Source organism: Streptomyces chilikensis (assembly GCF_001642695.1).
Lineage (GTDB): Bacteria > Actinomycetota > Actinomycetes > Streptomycetales > Streptomycetaceae > Streptomyces > Streptomyces chilikensis.
Genome location: NZ_LWCC02000005.1, coordinates 1,268,012 through 1,284,541 on the forward strand (window position 1 = coordinate 1,268,012; position 16,530 = coordinate 1,284,541).

Sequence of the window (16,530 nt, forward strand, 5' to 3'; positions counted from 1 at the left end):
GTTCCGGGCCGGCGGTGCACACGCCGCGCCCCTGGTCCGTCGTCGCCCCACACGAGCCGCGGGGAGGCCGACCGGTGTCGAGCGCAGCCGAGCAGGAGGCAGTGGCGGAGCAGCACGCCGCCGACGTGGGCCGCGGCGCCCTCGCGTCCGCCGTGCTGAACGGGACCGAACGCGCCCCGGCGCCCGCGCCGCGGGTGTGGCCCGGTTCGTCCACGCCGCTGGGCGCCCGGTACCGGGTGGGGCCGGACGGCGTGGCCGGCACCAACTTCGCCCTGTGGGCGGGCGGCGCGGAGGCGGTGGAGCTGTGCCTCTTCGACGCCGACGGCACCGAGCTGCGGGTGCCGCTCGGCGAACTGACCCACGAGATCTGGCACGGCTTCCTGCCCGGGGTGCGCCCGGGGCAGCGCTACGGCTACCGGGTCCACGGCCGGTGGGACCCGTGGACCGGAGCCCGCTGGAACCCGGCCAAGCTGCTCCTCGACCCGTACGCGCGGGCGGTGGACGGCGAGTTCACCCTGCCGCCGGAGGTCTACGGGCACGTCCGGGACTGGCCGGACCAGCAGGTCGCCGACACCGTCCGCGACGACCGCGACTCCGCGCCGTTCGTCCCCAAGGGCGTGGTGGTCCACGACGACGACGACTGGTCGGACGACCGGCGGCCCAAGACCCCCTGGTCCGACTCGGTCATCTACGAACTGCACGTCCGCGGCTTCACCATGCGCCACCCCGGCATCCCCGAGGAGCTGCGCGGCACCTACGCGGGCCTGGCCCACCCCGCGGCGATCGAGCACCTGACCCGCCTCGGCGTGACCGCCGTGGAACTGCTGCCGGTGCACCAGTTCGCCCACGAGGACCACCTGCTGCGCCGCGGCCTGACCAACCACTGGGGCTACAACTCCATCGGCTACTTCGCCCCGCACGCCGGTTACGCGGCCACCGGCACGGACGGACAGCAGGTGGGCGAGTTCAAGCGGATGGTGCGCGCCCTGCACGCGGCGGGCATCGAGGTGATCCTCGACGTGGTCTACAACCACACCGCCGAGGCGGGCGAGCTGGGCCCGACGCTCTCGCTCAAGGGCATCGACAACCGCGCCTACTACCGCCTCCAGAGCGACGCCCGCCGTTACGCGGACTACACCGGCTGCGGCAACACCCTGCACGTGGTCCGCCCGCAGGTGCTGCGGCTGATCACCGACTCGCTGCGCTACTGGGTGACCGAGATGGGGGTGGACGGCTTCCGCTTCGACCTGGCGGCGGCGCTGGCGCGCTCCATGCACGACGTCGACATGCTCTCGCCGTTCCTGGCGGTGATCTCCCAGGACCCGGTGCTGCGCCGGGTGAAGCTGATCGCCGAACCGTGGGACGTGGGCTCGGGCGGCTACCAGGTGGGGGCGTTCCCTCCGCTGTGGACGGAGTGGAACGACCGCTACCGGGACGCCGTCCGCGACTACTGGCGCGGCGCGCTCCCGGACGTCCGCGACCTCGGCTACCGGCTCTCCGGCTCCAGCGACCTCTACGCGTGGGGCGGCCGGCGGCCCTACGCCTCGGTCAACTTCGTCACCGCGCACGACGGTTTCACCCTGCGCGACCTGGTCTCGTACCACCACAAGCACAACGAGGCCAACGGCGAGGGCAACCGCGACGGGACGAGCGACAACCGGTCCTGGAACTGCGGCGCCGAGGGCGAGACCGCCGACGAGGGCGTCAACGCGCTGCGCCGGCGGCAGCTGCGGAACCTGCTGACCACCCTGCTGCTCTCCACCGGCGTGCCCATGCTGGTGGCCGGCGACGAGATGGGCCGCACCCAGGGCGGCAACAACAACGCCTACTGCCAGGACAACGAGACCGGGTGGGTGGACTGGTCGCTGCTGGAGGAGCCCGCCTGGCGGGAACTGTTCGAGCTGACCTCGCGGCTGATCGCGCTGCGCCACCGCCATCCGGTGCTGCGGCGGCGCGCCTTCTTCTCCGGACAGCCGCACGCCGTCCACGGCCTGCGCGACCTGGCCTGGTTCGGCGCGGACGGCGCCGAGATGACCGAGGCCGACTGGTTCGCGCCGACCGCCACGCTCGGGATGTACCTGTCGGGGCGGGACATCCCCGGGCGCGACGAACGGGGCGAGCCGGTCGTCGACGACAGCTTCCTCGCCGTCCTGCACGCCGGCCACCGCCCGGTGGAGTTCACCCTGCCGGGCCGGCCCTGGGCCGAGCGGTACGAGGTGGTGGTGGACACCGGGCTGGAGGAGCAGCGGGAGGAACCCGGCCGGATCCACCGCGCGGGCTCCACGCTCGTCGTGCCGCCCCGCACGGTGCTCCTGCTGCGCGTGCGCTGACCTGGGACGGGAGAGCACGGCCGGGGGGGACGCCAGGAGTGGCGTACCGGGGGTCACAGGGGCGCGGCCGGTGCTCCCCGCCCGCTCCCGGTGCGCCCGGCCGGGGCTCCGGGACGCCCCGAAATTCGCTGGGGAATGTCAGCATCGAAGCCTAGGCTCGCTGCTGATGCCCAGTGACCTGATCCCCAGAGACGGCGCCGTCGAGCGCTCCCCGGCCGTCCGCACCCTGCTCCGCCTGTGGCCCTACCTCCGGCCGGTCCGGGCGCGGTGGTTCGCCGCCGCCGTCGTCGCGATCGTCGCCTCGCTGACCAGCCTGGTCATACCGGTGGTCCTGAAGTGGATGGTGGACGGCCCGATCGCCGACGGCGACACCGCCGGGGTCTGGCTGGGGGCGCTGTGGGTGCTGCTGCTGGGCCTCGCCGAGGCGGTGCTGTTCGGTCTGCGGCGGTGGCTGGTGGCCCGCCCGCTGTCCGGTGTGGAGGCGCGGATGCGCGAGGCGCTCTACCAGCGGCTCCAGCGGCTGCCGATCGCCTTCCACGACCGCTGGGCGTCCGGCCAGCTCCTCTCCCGGGCCACCACCGACCTGATGACGGTCCGCATGTTCCTCGCCTTCCCGCTGACCTTCCTGCTGGTCAACGGGGTGACCATCCTGGCCGGTGTGGTCGTGATGCTGGCCATGGACCTGACGCTGGGCCTGCTGGTCCTGATCCCGGTGGTCCCGGTGATCCTCGTCTGCACGGTCTTCGAGAAGCGTTTCTCCGAGGCCTCCCGCGCCGCCCAGGACCAGGTGGGCGACGTGACCACCCTGGTCGAGGAGAGCGTGCTGGGCATCCGCGTGATCAAGGGCTTCGGCCGTCACCGCAGCCAGGCCCGCGCCTTCCGGGAACTGACGCACCGCCTGCGCGGCACCGAACTGCGCAAGGCGCGGCTGCTGGGCGCGATCATGACCGTCATCGTCACCCTGCCCGAGCTGGCGATCGGCGCCTGCCTGGTCCTGGGAAGCGTGCGGGTCGCCGACGGCACGCTCTCCGCGGGCACCCTGGTGGCCTTCCTCTCCACCGCCCTGGCCCTGCACTGGCCGATCGTCTCCATCGGGTTCCTGCTCGCGATGAGCCAGGAGGCGGCCACCGCCACCGCCCGCTACTTCGAGGTCATGGACACCGAGCCGGAATCCGGCCCGCCCGCCGCCCCCGCGCCCGCCGCCGGGCGCCCGGGGGCGGGCGCCGCGGTGAAGGAGGGCGGGCTGCGCCTGGAGGGCGTCCGGTTCCGCTACCCCGACGCCCCCGCCGACGCCCCGCCGGTGCTGGACGGCGTGGACCTGCACGTCCGGCCCGGGGAGTCGCTGGCCCTGGTGGGCGTCACCGGCTCCGGCAAGACCACCCTCACCGCCCTGGTGCCCCGGCTCCACGAGATCACCGAGGGCCGGATCACCCTGGACGGCGTCGACATCACCGCCATGCCCCGGGAGGAACTGCGCTCCCGGGTGGCCGTCGCCTTCGAGGACCCCATCCTGTTCTCCGCCACCGTCGGCGAGAACGTGCTGATGGGCGCCGCCGGCCGGGACGGCGCCGAGGACGCCGGCGCCCTGGAGCGCGCCCTCGGGGTCGCCCAGGCCGGGTTCGTGCACGCCCTTCCCCAGGGGGTCGACACCCAGGTCGGCGAGCAGGGCCTGAGCCTCTCCGGCGGCCAGCGGCAACGCCTCGCGCTGGCCCGCGCGGTGGTGGGCCGCCCCGACTTCCTCGTGCTCGACGACCCGCTGTCCGCGCTCGACGTGCACACCGAGGCCGCCGTGGAGGCCGCCCTGCGCGAGGTGCTGGCGGACACCACCGCCCTGATCGTCGCCCACCGCCCGTCCACCGTGCTGCTCGCCGACCGGGTGGCGCTGCTGTCGGGCGGCCGGATCGCCGCCGTCGGCAGCCATCACGAACTGCTGCGGACCAACGCCGAGTACGCCTGGCTGATGTCCGGCGCCGCCCTGGAACCCGAGGAGGCCCGCCGATGACGGCTCCCGCCGCACAGACGCGCAAGCGCAGGCAGCACGACGGGACGCGCGACGCGCACGCCCCCGTCGAGGCCGGGGACGCGCGCGACGCCTTCGACCGGGACGTCCTGCCCACCCCGCCCGGCGCGACCGCCGCCCTCCTGAGGTCGCTGCTCTCGCCGCTGCGCGGCCGGGTGGTGCTGGCCGCCGTCCTGCTGCTGCTGCAGCAGGCGGCGACGCAGGCCGGGCCGCTGCTCGTGGCGTACGCCATCGACGGCGCCGTGCCCGCGCTCCGGGCGGACGACCACGGGCCGCTGCTGCTGGTCGCGGGGGCCTACCTGCTCGCCGCGGCCTCCGGGGGCGTCCTGGAGTACGCCTTCATCACCTGTTCCGCGCGGGTCAACCAGGACGCGCTGCTGGACCTGCGGGGCCGGATCTTCCGGCACGCGCAGGCGCTCAGCGTCGACTTCCACGAGCGGTACACCTCCGGCCGGCTGATCTCCCGCGCCACCACCGACGTCGAGTCGCTGCGCGAACTCCTCAGCGAGGGGCTGCAGGAACTGATCTCGGTGGTCGTCTCCTTCGCCTACATCTCGGCGCTGCTGCTCTGGCTGGACCTGGGCCTCGGGGCGGTGGCCGTGGCCTCCTTCCTCCCGCTGGCCCTGCTCGTCCGCGGCTACCAGGACCGGGCGGGCCGCGTCTACCGGGAGCGGTCCACCGCGATCGCGGCGGTGATCGTGAAGTTCACCGAGACCATGAACGGCATCCGCCCGGTCCGCGCCTTCCGCAGGGAGGCGGCCAACGACGCCGGGTTCGCCCCGCTGAACGGGCGCCACGAGCGGGCCAACGGCGACGCCCTGCTGGAGATGGCCCGCTACGTGGTGGGGTCGCGGCTGGTCGCCAACGTCACCGTGGCCGGCATCGTGCTGTGGGGCGCCTACCGGGTCGCGGACTCCTCGCTGGCGCTGGGCGTGCTGGCCGCCTCGGTGCTGTACCTGCGCCGCCTGTACGACCCCATCGACCGGCTGGGCATGTTCCTCAACTCCTACCAGTCGGCGGCGGCCTCGCTGGAGAAGATCGCCGGGCTGCTGGCGCAGGTGCCCGCCGTCCCCGAGCCGGTCGCCCCGCGCGAGCTGCCCGCGACGCGGGACGGACGTCCCGGCCGCGAGGTCGTCTTCGACTCCGTCCGGTTCGCCTACCGCACCGGCGGCGAGGTGCTGCCCCGCTTCGACCTGACGATCCCGGCCGGGCAGACCGTCGCCGTGGTCGGCTCCACCGGCGCCGGGAAGTCCACGCTGGCCAAACTGCTGGCCCGGTTCTACGACCCCTCCGACGGGCGGGTCCTGCTGGACGGCGTCGACCTGCGCGACCTGGCCAACGCGGACCTGCGGCGCGGGGTGGTCATGGTGACCCAGGAGGCCTTCCTGTTCTCCGGCACGGTCGCCGAGAACATCGCCGTCGGCCGCCCGGAGGCCACCCGGGAAGAGGTGGAGGAGGCCGCCAGGGCGATCGGCGCGCACGACTTCATCGCCGCGCTGCCCGACGGCTACGACACCGACGTCCGCAAGCGCGGCGGCCGGATCTCCGCCGGTCAGCGCCAACTCGTGGCTTTCGCACGCGCGTTGCTGGCCGATCCGGCGGTGCTGATCCTTGACGAGGCGACCAGCTCGCTGGACGTGCCCGGCGAACAGGCGGTGCAGCGGGCCATGTCGACGGTGCTCAGGGGCCGCACGGCGGTGGTCGTCGCGCACCGGCTCTCCACGGTGGAGATCGCCGACCGGGTCCTGGTCATGGAGAAGGGCCGGATCGTCGAGGACGGCGCGCCCGCCGAACTCATCGGCGACGGCGGACGGTTCGCCGACCTGCACCGCGCCTGGCGGGACAGCCTGGCATGAGGCCGGCTCTCACCGGCCGGCCCGTCGACGCCTACGAGGACCCCGGCGTCCCCGACCGCCGGGGCGCGGGCCGGTACCTGTGGTGGCTGCTGGCACGCCAGAAGGGGCGGGCGGTCCTCGGCTCGCTGTACGCGAGCCTGTGGATGGGCACCTTCGCCCTCACCCCCTGGGCCCTCTCCCACGCGATCGACGACGGGCTCGCCCCGCGCGACGCGGACGCGCTGCTGGGCTGGACGTCGATGCTGCTCGTCTCCGGGCTGCTCGGTGCGCTGCTCGGCCTCGGCCGGCACCGCACCATGAGCCAGCTCCGGATGGACGCCAACCTGCGCACCGTGAAGGTCGTCTCGGAGCACGCGGCCCGGCTGGGGGCGGGCCTGTCGCGGCGCACGGCGGCGGGCGAGGTGGTCACCATCGGCGTCGGCGACGTGCAGACCATCTCCGAGTCGCTGACGCTGGTCGGTCCGGGCGTCGGGGCGGTCGTCGCCTCGGTCCTGGTGACGGTGCTGCTGCTGGACGTCTCCCCGCTGCTGGCCCTGGTGCTGCTGACCGGGATGCCGGTGATCGCCCTGCTGACCCGGCCGCTGATGAAGCGGCTCCAGGCCCGGGAGAGCGACTACCGGGACGGGCAGAAACTGCTCACCGCGCGGATCGGCGACCTGGCGGGCGGCCTGCGGGTGCTGAGCGGCCTCGGCGGCAAGGACCTGGTCGCGCGGGCGTTCCGCCGGGACTCGGCGCTGGTGCGCGAACAGGGGTACCGGGTGGGCGCGGTGGCCGGCTGGATCCAGTCGCTCGGCACCGGTCTGCCCGTCCTCTTCCTGGCCCTGATCACCTGGCTGGCGGCCAGGATGGCGGCGACCGGGCGGATCACGGTGGGCGAACTGGTCTCCGTGTACGGCTACGTGGCGGCGCTGGTGTCGCCGATGGCGTACCTGGTGGAGGCCTGGTACCTGCTGAGCCGCGCGCTGGTGGCCGCCGGGCGGGTGGTGACCCTGCTGCGGCTGGAGCCGGAGGCGGGCCCCGCCCCCGGTGAGGCCGCGGCGGGACCGGACGGCCCGGCGGAGCTGCGCGACCCGGCCTCCGGGGTGGTAGTCGCGCCGGGGCGGCTGACCGCCCTGGTGTCCGGCCGCAGCGGGGAGGCGGAGGAGGTGCTGGACCGGCTCGCCCGTTTCGCCCCGGCCGACGTCACCTGGGGCGGGGTGCGCCTGGACGCGGTGGAGCGGACGGAGGTGCGGGAGCGGATCCTGCTCGCCGACCACGAGTCCGCACTGTTCGCCGGAACCCTGCGCGAGGTGCTGCGCGGCGCGGGGGACCCGCCGGAGGCGGAGCTGCGGCGCGCGGTGCGGGCGGCGGCCGCCGAGGACGTGGTGCGGGGCCTGCCCGGGGGGCTGGACGCGGCGCTCGACGCCGGCGGCCGGAACCTCTCCGGCGGCCAGCGGCAGCGCGTCCGGCTGGCCCGGGCACTGGCCGCGGACCCGGAGGTGCTGCTGCTCGCCGAGCCCACCTCGGCGCTGGACGCGCACACCGAGGACCTGGTCGCCCGGCGGCTCCGGGAGCACCGCGCGGGCCGCACCACGGTGGTGACCAGCACCTCGCCGCTGGTGCTGGAGCGGGCCGACGCCGTGTGCTTCCTGGCGGGCGGCGAGGTCGCGGCGTCCGGGACGCACCGGGAGCTGCTGCGCTCCGTGCCGGCGTACCGGGCCCTGGTGGCGCGGAACGCGGACGCGGACGCCGAAGCAGACGCGGACGCGGACGCGGACGACGGTCCCGGCACGGACGACGGTCCCGACGCGGCGGGCGGTGCGGCGGGCAGTTCCCCGGAAGGAGCGGCGGTATGACCGAGCGGCTGCCGGTCGCCGGACCGGCCGAGGTGCGGCGGGCCGCGGGCCGGCTGGTCCGGGCGGACGGACGGGCCTTCGCGGGCGTGCTCGCCGTCAACGCGCTGGCCGCGCTGGCGGCGCTCGCGGCGCCGTGGCTGATCGGCAGGGTGGTGGACGAGGTCCGGGCGGGCTCCCCGGTGTCGGCGGTGGACCGGCTGGCGGTCCTGATCCTGCTGGCCGCCGTCGCCCAGCTGCTGCTGTCCCGGTGGGCGCGGTACGCCGCCCACCGGATGGGCGAGCGGGCGCTGGCCCGGGTGCGCGAGGAGTTCGTGGACCGGGCGCTGGCGCTGCCCGCGTCGGTGGTGGAGCGGGCCGGGGCGGGCGACCTGACCACCCGGGGCACGGCGGACGTCGCCGCCGTCGGAAGGACGCTGCGCGACTCCGGGCCGGACCTGCTGGTCCACTCGGTGCAGGCGCTGGTGCTGATCGGCGCGGTGTTCCTCATCCATCCGCTGCTCGGGGCCTGCCTGGTGTTCGGCTTCGCGGGCATCCTCACGGCGACCCGCTGGTACCTGCGGCGGGCCCGCGAGGCCTACCTGGAGCAGGGCGCGGCCACCTCCGAACTCGCCGAGGAGCTCACCTCCACGGCGTCCGGCGCGCGGACGGTGGAGGCGTTCCGGCTGGAACGGCGCCGGGTCGCGGCCAACCGCGAGGCGGTCGAGGAGGCCCGCCGCACCCGGATGCGGACCCTCTTCCTGCGCTGCGTCTTCTTCCCCACGCTGGACTTCTCGTACGTGCTGCCGGTGGCAGGGGTGCTGCTGGTCGGCGGCCACCTGTGCTTCCAGGGGTCGTTGAGCCTGGGGTCGGTGGTCACGGCGGCGCTCTGCATGCGGCAGCTGGAGAACCCGCTGGACCACCTGCTGGACATGGTCGAGCAGCTCCAGTCCTCCGGGGCCTCGTTCGCCCGGGTCGAGGGCCTGGCCCGCGCCCCCCGGGACGGGCGGAGCGCGACGGCCGAGCCCGTGGACGACGTCATCGAGGTGCGGGGCGCCCGGTTCGCCTACCCCGGCGGCTCGGAGGCGCTGGCGGGCGTGGACCTGGTGGTGCGGCCCGGTGAGCGGCTGGCGGTGGTGGGACCGTCCGGGGCGGGCAAGACCACGCTGAGCCGGCTGATCGCCGGGATCGACGCGCCCGGCGAGGGCGCGGTGACGGTGGGCGGCGTCCCGGTGGTGTCGCTGGCGCCGGAGCGGCTGCGGCGCCAGGTGGTCCTGGTCACCCAGGAGCACCACGTCTTCCTCGGCACGGTGCGGGACAACCTGCTGATCGCCGAACCCCAGGCCGGGGACGCCGAGTTGTGGGCGGCGCTGAAGGCGGTGGGCGCGGAGTGGGTGTCCGCGCTGCCGGAGGGCCTGGACACGGTGCTGGGCGCGGACGCGTACCGGACGTCGGGCCCGCAGGCCCAGCAGCTCGCCCTGGCCCGCGTGGTGCTGGCCGATCCGCACACGCTGGTCCTCGACGAGGCGACCGCGCTGCTCGACCCGGCCACCGCCCGCCACACCGAACGCGCGCTGGCGGCGGTGCTGGAGGGGCGCACGGTGATCGCGGTGGCCCACCGGCTGCACACCGCGCACGACGCGGACCGGGTGGCCGTCATGCGCGACGGCCGCCTGAGCGAACTCGGCTCCCACGAGGAACTGGTCGCCGCCGGGGGCGAGTACGCCGCCCTCTGGCAGACCTGGCACGGCGCCCCCTCGTCCCCCTGACCCTCTCGCTCCCCGGCACCTCGGTCCCCGGCGCCCGCGGAGGGGGCCGGGACGGCGGGCACGGTCGCCCGCGAAGGGGGCGGCGGGTGCGGGGCGGGGCCGTCAGGGGGCGGTGCGGGCGCCTGCGCGCCAGTCCTCGTACCGGATCCTGCGCCGGTCGCGGACGACGGAGGTGGCGCCCCATTCGTTCCCGCCGAGGCGGGACAGCGGCCGCAGGCGGTCCAGGACCGGATGCCCGCGCCCGTCCAGCACCTCCTCCGCGACGGCCACGTGCCGGACCCGTCCGAACACCACCGTGCACGTCCCGATCGCCACCGTGTCGTGCAGACCGCACTCGATCGCCACCGGGGAGCCGGCCACCCGGGGCGGCCCGACCGTCGCGGACGGCTCCGGCGCGATCCCCACCGCCTCGAACTCCCCCAGTCCCGGCGGAAAGCCGGTCGCGGTGTCGTTGACGGCCGCGAACTGCTCCTCGGCGGCGAGGTTCACCACGAACTCCTCCGTGGCCAGCACGTTCCGCAGGGTGTCCTTGACGCCCACCGAGGTGAACTGGACCACCGGCGGCTCGGTGCTCGCCACCGTGTAGAAGCTGTGCGGCGCCAGGTTGGCCACCCCGTCGGCGGACAGGGTGGACACCCAGGCGATGGGCCGCGGCACGACCACCGCGGTCAGCAGCCGGTAGAAGGCGTCAGGGTTCACGGTCCCGGGGTCGAAGTCCACGCGCATGCCGCTCAGTGTCCCCCGCCGGACCGCCCGCCGCGTCACCGCGGGCCCGCGCGGACCGCCGGTGACGCCTGCGGGTTGCGTCGGTTTCCGGCCAGCGGAGGCGGTGACCCCCTCCCGCCGGAACACCGCCTTCCGCTTTACCGCGCCATGACCGCCCGCCGCCCCGCCGCCCGCCCCGCCGGCCCGCCGCCCCAAGGCGCGGGCCGACGGCGGAGCCCGGGGCTTGGGTGATCCTTTGCGCGCGCCGAAGCCGCCCTTGGTTGCGGCTTTACCGCGCCGCGACCCGCGCCGGTCACCCCCGGCGTTCACCCACGCACCGCCTTCCGGCCATTTTGGCGGCGTGCACATGACACATTCAGCCCCTCGGTGCGACAGTTCCTCCGCGGCTCCACCGCAGCAACACCTCCTTCCCCCGCCCCCGCTTCCGGGACCGGCTCACGAGGCCTGCCCGGATCCCCACACGAGGAGATCGCGTGTCCGCTCTCTACGCGCGTCGTCGGCGCTCCGCGCTGGCCGCCGCCACCGCGCTCGCCGCAGGCTCCCTGCTGATCACGGCCGGCACCGCGACCGGTGCCCCCGACGCCACCGCGTCCGCCGCCTCGCAGACCGCGACCGCCCCCGCCGCCATGCCGGTGCAGCTCTCCCCCGCCGCGCGCACCACCCTGCTGAAGGCCGCCGAGGGCCGCGTGGCCGACACCGGCAGGGCGATAGGCCTGGCCGCCCAGGAGAAGCTGGTCGTCCGCGACGTGGTCCAGGACGCGGACGGCTCGCTGCACACCCGCTACGAGCGCACCTACCAGGGCCTGCCGGTCCTCGGCGGCGACCTGGTCGTCCACACCTCGCCGTCCGGCAAGCAGCAGGGCGTCACCAAGGCCACCAAGGCCGAGATCAAGGCCGACCTGACCGCCGAGGTCACGGCCGGCAAGGCGGAGCGCCAGGCGCTGAGCGCCTCGGAGTCCTCCGGCGCCGAGAAGTCCGCCGTCGAGAGCTCCCGCAAGGTGGTCTGGGCCGCCGACGGCGAGCCCAGGCTGGCCTACGAGACGGTGATCGGCGGCTTCCAGTCCGACGGCACCCCCAACGAACTGCACGTGATCACCGACGCCGCCACCGGCGAGAAGATCTACGAGTTCCAGGGCGTGCACACCGGAACCGGCAGGACCATGTACTCCGGCAGCGTCACCCTGAACAGCACGCTGTCCGGCTCGACGTACCAGCTGACCGACTCCACCCGCGGCGGCCACAGGACGTACAACCTGGCCCGCGGCACCTCCGGCACCGGCACGCTCTTCACCGACGCGGACGACATCTGGGGCACCGGCGTCGCCTCCAGCTCCTCCACGGACCAGACGGCCGCCGCGGACGCCGCCTACGGCGCGCAGAAGACCTGGGACTTCTACAAGAGCACCTTCAACCGCAGCGGCATCAAGAACGACGGCAAGGCCGCCTACTCGCGGGTCCACTACGGCAACGCCTACGTCAACGCCTTCTGGCAGGACTCCTGCTTCTGCATGACCTACGGCGACGGCGCGGGCAACGTCAAGCCCCTGACCTCGCTGGACGTGGCCGCCCACGAGATGACCCACGGCGTCACCTCGGTCACCGCCCGCCTGAACTACAGCGGCGAGTCCGGCGGACTCAACGAGGCCACCTCCGACATCCTCGCCACCGGCACCGAGTTCTACGCCGCCAACTCCACCGACGTGGGCGACTACCTCATCGGCGAGAAGATCGACATCAACGGCAACGGCACGCCGCTGCGCTACATGGACAAGCCGAGCAGGGACGGCAAGTCCCAGGACTACTGGTCCACCTCCACCAACAGCGTGGACGTGCACTACTCGTCCGGCCCCGCCAACCACTTCTTCTACCTGCTCTCCGAGGGCAGCGGCGCCAAGACGATCAACGGCGTGAGCTACAACTCGCCGACCTACAACGGCGCCGCGGTGACCGGCATCGGCCGCGCCAAGGCGCTGCAGATCTGGTACAAGGCCCTCACCACCTACATGACCTCCACCACCAAGTACGCGGGCGCCCGCACCGCCACGCTCAACGCGGCGACCGCCCTGTACGGCTCGGGCAGCGCGGAGTACAACGCGGTGAACACGGCCTGGGCGGCGGTCAACGTCAAGTGACGCCGGCCCGGCCGGCCCACGGCTGACCCGTCGAACGACTGAGCGGCACCTGGAGGGTGAAGACCTCCGGGTGCCGCTTAGTCTTGGGCCTCATGTCGTTCACCTACGAGGATGTCGGCGCCACGCGCGACGGCGGCGTCCCCTGCCCGCCAGGCTTCCGTTCCCTGCGGGAGCGCACCCGCATCGGCGAGGGCGAGGAGGTGTTCCGCCGCGCCGCCGAGGCCCTGATGACGTGGCGGATGCACCGGGAGATGGGGGTGGGCGTCACCGCCTCCGCCGAGCGCGCGGCACCGGACGTCGACGTCACGGTGACACTGGCCGGCATCGTCAGGGCCCCCTGCCGGGTGGTGTGGGCGGTGGAGCAGGCGCGCCACGTGGGCTGGGCCTACGGCACGCTGCCCGGGCACCCCGAGTCCGGCGAGGAGGCGTTCGTGGTCAACCGCACCGGCGACGGCACGGTCTGGCTCACGGTCACCGCGTTCTCCCGCCCCGCCAAGTGGTACGCCAAGGCGGGCGGCCCGGCGACCCGGGGGTTCCAGCACGCGTACGCGCGGCGGTGCGGGGTGGTGCTGCGCCGCATCGCCGACCCGCCGGCCGGACCCTGACGCGGCACGGCGCCCCGCACCCGGGGGCCGCGAACGCCCCCCGGGCCGCGCGGGGACGCCGTCACCGCATCAGCACGCCCGCCGCCTCCGCCGGCTCCTCCCCCGGAAGGGCGACCAGCCCCAGCTCCGCGCCGGAGGCCAGCAGCCGGTGCGCGGGCAGCACCCGCACCGTGTAGCCGAACGGCCCGGTGCGGTCCAGGGTCAGCGGGCCCTCGTAGACCCAGTTCCCCTCCGTGTCCGGTCCGTGGGACGAGGGCTTCAGCGGGACCGTGGTGGGGGCGGTGAGCCGGTCCTCCGCGTCGACCCGGCCCGCCGCCGCCTGGACCTCGACGTCCTCCGGGGCGAGTCCGGCGAGCCCCACCCGCACCCGCAGGGTCAGCGTGGCCCCCAGCTCGGCGGTGCTGGAGGCGGACGAGGTCTCCACGTGGCCCACCCGCACGGCCGGCCAGCCGCCGCGGACCCGCGCCTTCCAGTCCGCCAGTTCGCGCGCCGCCTCGACCGTCATCGCCCGGTGCGAGCGCGCGGCGGGGGCGTAGAGGCGCTCCACGTACTCGCGCACCATCCGTCCCGCCAGCACCTTGGGCCCCAGGTGGGTGAGGGTCCGCCGGACCATCTCGATCCACCGGTCGGGCAGCCCGGTGGAGCCGCCCTTCTCGTAGAAGCGGGGCGTGACCCGCCGCTCCAGCAGGTCGTAGAGGGCGGCGGCCTCCAGGTCGTCCCGCCGCTCGGGGCCGGTGCCGGTGCCGTCGGCGGTGGGGATCGCCCAGCCGAAGTCCGGCTGGAACCACTCGTCCCACCAGCCGTCCAGCACCGACAGGTTGAGGCAGCCGTTGAGCGCCGCCTTCATCCCGCTGGTGCCGCACGCCTCCAGGGGCCGGAGCGGGTTGTTCAGCCAGATGTCGCAGCCGGGGTACAGCTTCTGCGCCATGCCCATGCCGTAGTCGGGCAGGAAGACGATCCGGTGCCGCACCTTCGGGTCGTCGGCGAACCGCACCAGCTCCTGGATCAGCCGCTTCCCGCTCTCGTCGGCCGGGTGCGCCTTGCCCGCGACCACCAGCTGCACCGGCCGTTCGGGGTGCAGCAGCAGCGACCGCAGCCGCTCGTGGTCGCGCAGCATCAGCGTGAGCCGCTTGTAGGACGGCACGCGGCGGGCGAACCCGATGGTCAGCACGTCGGGGTCGAGCACGCCGTCGATCCAGCCGAGCTCCGCGTCGCCCGCGCCGCGCTGCCGCCAGGAGTCGCGCAGCCGCCGCCGGACCTCCTCCACCAGCTGGCCGCGCAGCGACCGGCGCAGCTCCCAGATCTCCTCGTCGGAGATGTCCCGCACGGCGTCCCAGCGCTCGGAGCCGCCGACGCCGAGTTCCTCCTCGGCCCGCCGTTCCCCGACGCCGCGCGTGCCGAGCCGCAGCACCTCGGGGGCCACCCAGGTGGGCGCGTGGACTCCGTTGGTGACGGAGGTGATAGGCACCTCCTCGGGGTCGAATCCCGGCCAGAGTCCGGCGAACATCTCCCGGCTCACCTTGCCGTGCAGCAGCGAGACGCCGTTGGCCCGCTGGGCCAGGCGCAGGCCCATCACCGCCATGTTGAAGACGCCCGGGTCGCCTCCGGGGTAGGTCTCGGCGCCCAGCCGCAGCACCCGGTCGACGTCGATCCGCGGCAGCTCGGCGTCCTGCCCGAACTGGCGGGCGACCAGGTTGCGGTCGAACCGGTCGATGCCGGCCGGCACGGGGGTGTGGGTGGTGAAGACGGTCCCGGCCCGCACCGCCTCCAGGGCGGCGTCGAAGTCCAGTCCCTCGGTCACCAGTTCGTGGATGCGCTCCAGTCCGAGGAAGCCGGCGTGGCCCTCGTTGGTGTGGAACACCTCGGGTCGCGGGTGGCCGGTGAGCTCGCAGTACTCGCGCACCGCCCGGACACCTCCTATGCCGAGCAGCATCTCCTGGAGCAGCCGGTGCTCGCTGCCCCCGCCGTAGAGGCGGTCGGTGACGCAGCGTTCGCCGGCGCCGTTGTCCTCGACGTCGGAGTCGAGCAGGAGCAGGGGCACCCGGCCCACCTGGGCGAGCCAGATCCTGGCCCGCAGCGAGGTGCCGCCGGGCAGGGCGAGCGAGACGTGGGCGGGGGTGCCGTCGGGACGGGCGAGCGGGGCGAGGGGCAGCTCGTTGGGGTCGAGCACCGGGTAGTGCTCCTGCTGCCAGCCGTCGCGGGACAGCGACTGGCGGAAGTACCCGTGCCGGTAGAGCAGTCCCACGCCGATGAGCGGGACCCCGAGGTCGCTGGCGGCCTTGAGGTGGTCGCCGGCCAGGATGCCCAGGCCGCCGGAGTACTGCGGCAGGGCGGCGGTGATGCCGAACTCCGGCGAGAAGTAGGCCACGGCGGCGGGCAGGCCGTCGGACTGTTCCTGGTACCAGCGCGGACCGCCGGTGTACTCGGCGAGGTCCTCGGCGGCCGCGGTCAGACGGGCCAGGAACTCGCCGTCCCCGGCCAGTTCGGCGAGCCTCGCCGGCGGGACGCTGCCCAGCAGGCGCACCGGATCGCCACCGCAGGCCGCCCAGCGTTCGGGGTCGACCGACCGGAACAGGTCGCGGGTGCCGGCGTGCCACGACCAGCGCAGGTTTCGCGCCAGATCGCTGAGCGGGCGGAGGGGTCGGGGGAGGACGGGACGGACGGTGAATCGACGGATCGCCTTCACGTTTCCACCTCGGCTGGGCGTGCGGAGGGGGGACACATCTGTACGAATGCGTCCCCGTCGTCACCTCAGACGGTATCCGCGCGGGAGCGGATCAACCCACGGCGCGCGTTTTTCCGGCGTGCCGCCGGAGCACGCGGCGCACGACACGCGGGGCGAGCGGGTGAAATACCCGCCGCCAGGCCGGGAATACGACGAACGACGTACAAGTCCGCCTCGTCTCGGCCGGATACGGGACCGGTCTTGTGCTCCCGGATACGCATGAGTAGTTAACAAAGCGCCGGATTGCTCACCCGAAGAGGGTGGGAAGGCTCCCCCGGTACCCCTTCGGTGGCTCTCGCGGGAACCACCTCCCACATCTCCCCATCCGCCCATCCACGTTGACGCGGAGGAGTGGTCATGCCCGCCACACATCGTCCGACGGCCCGCACCACGGAGCCGGACGCAGCAGCCCGCCCACGCCCGCAGCCACCGCGCGGCGCCGCGGCGTCCGACAACCCGGCCCCGGAGCCCGCCCCGCTCCCGCGCGCCGACGGCGCGACGCCGGACGGTCCCGCCCCGCAGCACGCCCCGGCCGGGGACGACGCGGCGGAGGCCG

9 protein-coding genes and 1 pseudogene are annotated in these 16,530 nt (G+C 74.5%); 8 read left to right on the top strand and 2 right to left on the bottom strand.

The features are described 5' to 3' along the window. Nucleotides 1-74 precede the first annotated feature (74 nt). From glgX to A2U95_RS05690, 5 genes are all read left to right on the top strand, one after another. Complete coding sequence (gene glgX, locus A2U95_RS05670) at nt 75-2,330, top strand: glycogen debranching protein GlgX (RefSeq protein ID WP_166021120.1); 2,256 nt, start codon at nt 75-77, stop codon at nt 2,328-2,330. 166 nt (nt 2,331-2,496) lie between these two features. Next, nucleotides 2,497-4,332 carry an ABC transporter ATP-binding protein gene (locus A2U95_RS05675; protein WP_166021121.1) on the top strand — a complete coding sequence of 612 codons (1,836 nt, stop codon included), beginning with the start codon at nt 2,497-2,499 and terminating at the stop codon, nt 4,330-4,332. Then, nucleotides 4,329-6,206: an ABC transporter ATP-binding protein gene (locus tag A2U95_RS05680; RefSeq protein ID WP_166021122.1), complete on the top strand. Its 1,878-nt coding sequence runs from the start codon at nt 4,329-4,331 to the stop codon at nt 6,204-6,206. Before A2U95_RS05675 ends, A2U95_RS05680 begins: the two co-directional genes overlap by 4 nt. Beyond that, nucleotides 6,203-8,041, top strand: a complete 1,839-nt coding sequence (locus A2U95_RS05685; RefSeq protein ID WP_166021123.1) for an ABC transporter transmembrane domain-containing protein — start codon at nt 6,203-6,205, stop codon at nt 8,039-8,041. The genes A2U95_RS05680 and A2U95_RS05685 overlap by 4 nt, the downstream gene beginning before the upstream one ends. Next, complete coding sequence (locus A2U95_RS05690; protein WP_166021124.1) at nt 8,038-9,786, top strand: ABC transporter ATP-binding protein; 1,749 nt, start codon at nt 8,038-8,040, stop codon at nt 9,784-9,786. The genes A2U95_RS05685 and A2U95_RS05690 overlap by 4 nt, the downstream gene beginning before the upstream one ends. Nucleotides 9,787-9,888: 102 nt before the next feature. On the opposite strand, the gene A2U95_RS05695 is transcribed toward A2U95_RS05690, so the two are convergent. Then, a complete protein-coding gene (locus tag A2U95_RS05695) occupies nt 9,889-10,512 on the bottom strand; it encodes a flavin reductase family protein (protein WP_166021125.1) in 624 nt (207 codons plus the stop codon). 473 nt (nt 10,513-10,985) lie between these two features. On the opposite strand from A2U95_RS05695, the gene A2U95_RS05700 reads away from it, so the two are divergent. Together A2U95_RS05700 and A2U95_RS05705 are read left to right on the top strand one after the other, a co-directional pair. After that, the gene (locus tag A2U95_RS05700; protein ID WP_166021126.1) at nt 10,986-12,644 is read left to right on the top strand and encodes a M4 family metallopeptidase; all 1,659 of its coding nucleotides are present in this window, start codon (nt 10,986-10,988) and stop codon (nt 12,642-12,644) included. Nucleotides 12,645-12,736: 92 nt separating this feature from the next. Beyond that, nucleotides 12,737-13,249 (top strand): DUF1990 family protein, encoded by a 513-nt coding sequence (locus tag A2U95_RS05705; RefSeq protein WP_166021127.1) that lies wholly within the window; start codon nt 12,737-12,739, stop codon nt 13,247-13,249. A 61-nt stretch (nt 13,250-13,310) separates the two neighbouring features. Here the strand turns inward: A2U95_RS05705 and glgP are convergent, their stop codons facing one another. Then, nucleotides 13,311-15,935: an alpha-glucan family phosphorylase gene (gene glgP, locus A2U95_RS05710; RefSeq protein ID WP_166021128.1), complete on the bottom strand. Its 2,625-nt coding sequence runs from the start codon at nt 15,933-15,935 to the stop codon at nt 13,311-13,313. A gap of 396 nt (nt 15,936-16,331) precedes the next feature. Here glgP and A2U95_RS31975 point away from each other — a divergent pair. Beyond that, nucleotides 16,332-16,530, top strand: a pseudogene (locus A2U95_RS31975) (hypothetical protein); the annotation flags it as partial.